This window comes from Burkholderia sp. A2 (genome assembly GCF_001729305.1).
Taxonomy (GTDB): Bacteria; Pseudomonadota; Gammaproteobacteria; order Burkholderiales; family Burkholderiaceae; genus Burkholderia; species Burkholderia sola.
In genome coordinates this window covers 5630-8739 of the sequence record NZ_LZXX01000103.1, presented here as the reverse complement: position 1 = coordinate 8739, position 3110 = coordinate 5630, and the positions used below count along the sequence as shown (strand labels likewise).

Genomic DNA, 3110 nt, shown 5'->3' with positions numbered 1-3110 from the left:
CCGCCGTCGGGGCCGAATGCCTCAAATACCCAATATGCTAAAATCCACGGGTTTTCCTCTTCGGCCTCAACCTCCAGCATGCCGCTATCCGAGCCCGTGCCCCGTCAGTTGCGACATCGACGCGCAATCCGAGCGGAAGCCTACGAGCGCGGCGACGGCTTGTGGGACATCGAAGCCTGCCTGACCGACCACAAGCCGCGCGATGTCGCGCTTGCGTCGGGCATCCGGCCCCAGGGCCTGCCGATCCACGAACTCTGGCTGCGCGTGACCATCGACCGTGACCTCAATGTCGTCGACGCCGAAGCGTCTTCGGAATGGGTGCCCTATCCCGGTCACTGTCAATCCGCTTCCCCCGCCTATCGGGCCCTCATCGGGCTCAATCTCTTCCGCAATTTCCGCCGCAACGCGAACCGGCTGCTCGCCGGCGTCGCAGGCTGTTCCCATCTCACCGAACTGTGCGCCGTGCTGCCGACGGCCGCGATCCAGGCGTTCGCCGGTGACGTATGGAACGTGCGCGAGGAGGGCGGCGAAGGGCCGGATCACGACGGCGTGCACGCCGAACCGCCTTTCCAGCTCGGCCGCTGCCGGGCGCTGCGATTCGACGGCGAGGTCGTGCGGCAATACTACCCGCGCTGGTATGGCCCGATTCGGCCGGATCTGCCCGGTGAAGGCAGCACGAAGGAATGAACGGAAATCATTCGAAGAAGCGTCTTAAGCGACATTTCATCCAACTCTCAGACTGAAGGGAATCACGCATGAAGATTCACGAGTACCAGGGTAAGGAAATCCTGCGGAAATTCGGCGTCGCGGTACCGCGCGGCAAGCCGGCGTTCTCGGTTGACGAAGCCGTCAAGGTGGCGGAAGAGCTCGGCGGCCCGGTATGGGTCGTGAAGGCTCAGATCCACGCGGGTGGCCGTGGCAAGGGCGGCGGCGTGAAGGTCGCGAAGTCGATCGAGCAGGTGCGCGAATACGCGAACCAGATCCTCGGCATGCAGCTCGTCACGCACCAGACGGGCCCGGAAGGCCAGAAGGTCAACCGTCTGATGATCGAAGAAGGCGCGGACATCAAGCAGGAATTGTATGTCAGCCTCGTCGTCGACCGCATCTCGCAGAAGATCGTGCTGATGGGCTCGAGCGAAGGCGGCATGGACATCGAAGAAGTCGCCGAAAAGCACCCGGAACTGATCCACAAGGTCATCGTCGAGCCGTCGACGGGCCTGCTGGACGCGCAGGCCGACGACCTCGCCGCGAAGATCGGCGTGCCGGCCGCATCGATTCCGCAAGCGCGCGCGATCCTGCAAGGCCTGTACAAGGCATTCTGGGAAACCGACGCATCGCTGGCTGAAATCAACCCGCTGAACGTCTCCGGCGACGGCAAGGTCACCGCACTCGACGCGAAGTTCAACTTCGACTCGAACGCGCTGTTCCGCCACCCGGAAATCGTCGCGTACCGCGATCTGGACGAAGAAGATCCGGCTGAAATCGAAGCGTCGAAGTTCGACCTCGCATACATCTCGCTCGACGGCAACATCGGCTGCCTCGTGAACGGCGCAGGCCTCGCGATGGCCACGATGGACACGATCAAGCTGTTCGGCGGCGAGCCGGCGAACTTCCTGGACGTCGGCGGTGGTGCGACGACCGAGAAGGTTACGGAAGCGTTCAAGCTGATGCTGAAGAACCCGGACCTGAAGGCGATCCTCGTGAACATCTTCGGCGGCATCATGCGCTGCGACGTGATCGCGGAAGGCGTGATCGCCGGTTCGAAGGCCGTGAACCTGAACGTGCCGCTCGTCGTGCGCATGAAGGGCACGAACGAGGACCTCGGCAAGAAGATGCTGGCCGATTCGGGCCTGCCGATCATCTCGGCCGACAGCATGGAAGAGGCTGCGCAGAAGGTCGTCGCGGCTGCCGCAGGCAAGTAAGCACGCGCTAATGAACACGTAGGGCGGCGCGGTTTGCACGCGACGCCCATCGAACAGAGGTCAAAATACATGTCGATTCTGATCAACAAGGACACGAAGGTCATCACGCAGGGCATTACCGGCAAAACCGGTCAGTTCCATACGCGCGCCTGCCGTGAATACGCAAACGGCCGCGAAGCATTCGTCGCGGGCGTGAACCCGAAGAAGGCCGGCGAAGATTTCGAAGGCATTCCGATCTACGCGAGCGTCAAGGAAGCGAAGGCGGAAACCGGCGCGACCGTGTCGGTCATCTACGTGCCGCCGGCAGGCGCGGCTGCTGCGATCTGGGAAGCGGTCGAAGCCGATCTGGATCTCGCGATCTGCATCACGGAAGGCATTCCCGTGCGCGACATGATCGAAGTGAAGGACCGCATGCGTCGCGAAGGCCGCAAGACGCTGCTGCTCGGGCCGAACTGCCCGGGCACGATCACGCCCGACGAGCTGAAGATCGGCATCATGCCGGGTCACATCCACCGCAAGGGCCGCATCGGCGTCGTGTCGCGTTCGGGCACGCTGACGTATGAAGCGGTTGCGCAGCTGACGGCGCTGGGCCTCGGCCAGTCGTCGGCAGTCGGTATCGGCGGCGACCCGATCAACGGTCTGAAGCACATCGACGTGATGAAGATGTTCAACGACGATCCGGATACGGACGCGGTCGTGATGATCGGCGAAATCGGCGGTCCGGACGAAGCCAATGCCGCCGAGTGGATCAAGGACAACATGAAGAAGCCGGTGGTCGGCTTCATCGCGGGCGTCACGGCGCCTCCGGGCAAGCGCATGGGCCACGCCGGCGCGCTGATCTCGGGCGGTGCGGATACGGCCGAAGCGAAGCTGGAAATCATGGAAGCGTGCGGCATCACCGTCACGCGCAACCCGTCGGAAATGGGCCGGCTGCTGAAGAAGGCGCTGTAAGTATTTCCATCGGGTCCGTCCTGCAGAAAACGCCGGCCTTGCCGGCGTTTTTTGTTATGCTCCCGCAATGAATTCGTAAGCACCAGGCATGCGTCCTGCATGTGCCGACGATGAACCGGGTCGCCCGTGAGGCGGCCGCTGCCCTTTCCTCACCGCCATGCTCGAATTCCTGACCTCGCTCCACTGGGGCGCCATTCTCCAGATCGTCATCATCGATATCCTGCTCGGCGGCGACAA

General features: G+C 63.0%; 3 protein-coding genes and 1 pseudogene. All 4 read left to right on the top strand.

Features of this window, described 5'->3' with window-relative positions:
- Positions 1-78: 78 nt before the first annotated feature.
- On the top strand, positions 79-687 hold the full coding sequence (locus A9Z05_RS20285) for a DUF2889 domain-containing protein (protein WP_050014576.1): 609 nt from the start codon (positions 79-81) through the stop codon (positions 685-687).
- A gap of 68 nt (positions 688-755) precedes the next feature.
- Positions 756-1922 carry an ADP-forming succinate--CoA ligase subunit beta gene (gene sucC / locus A9Z05_RS20280; protein ID WP_006477915.1) on the top strand — a complete coding sequence of 389 codons (1167 nt, stop codon included), beginning with the start codon at positions 756-758 and terminating at the stop codon, positions 1920-1922.
- A gap of 69 nt (positions 1923-1991) precedes the next feature.
- A complete protein-coding gene (gene sucD, locus A9Z05_RS20275) occupies positions 1992-2873 on the top strand; it encodes a succinate--CoA ligase subunit alpha (RefSeq protein ID WP_006477916.1) in 882 nt (293 codons plus the stop codon).
- Positions 2874-3030: 157 nt separating this feature from the next.
- Positions 3031-3110, top strand: a pseudogene (locus tag A9Z05_RS37920) (TerC family protein); the annotation flags it as partial.